Source organism: Shewanella sp. SR44-4 (assembly GCF_014163715.1).
Taxonomy (GTDB): domain Bacteria; phylum Pseudomonadota; class Gammaproteobacteria; order Enterobacterales; family Shewanellaceae; genus Shewanella.
Genome location: NZ_JACJDU010000165.1, coordinates 1 through 276, shown reverse-complemented (window position 1 = coordinate 276; position 276 = coordinate 1). Strand labels below are relative to the sequence as shown.

At 57.2% G+C, this 276-nt stretch carries 1 protein-coding gene; it reads right to left on the bottom strand.

Annotated features, from left to right (window positions below; translation table 11 throughout):
- On the bottom strand, positions 1 to 276 hold a 276-nt coding region (locus H5125_RS21915; protein ID WP_220487405.1), incomplete at both ends, for a hypothetical protein.

The window sequence follows — 276 nt, the reverse complement described above, 5'->3', positions numbered from 1 at the left end:
ATCGGTCGCGCCTGCAGTCACAGGGACTTCAACGTCAAAGCCGTTGTCGAGCATGTCCTGAGTGACAGGGCCGTTAAATAGGGTGTTGCCATTGCCGTCAGTGACAATCAAGGTGTCGCCAACTTCAGTGCCAGTCGCTAGCGTCACGGTGGCGGTCACAGTACCGTCGCTGCCGATCTCATCGCTGTTGAAGATACCATCGCTGCCCATGCCGCTGAACTCAACGGTGGGTGCAGGTGCCATGGTGGCATCAACAGGTTGTGTATCAGTGGCGGT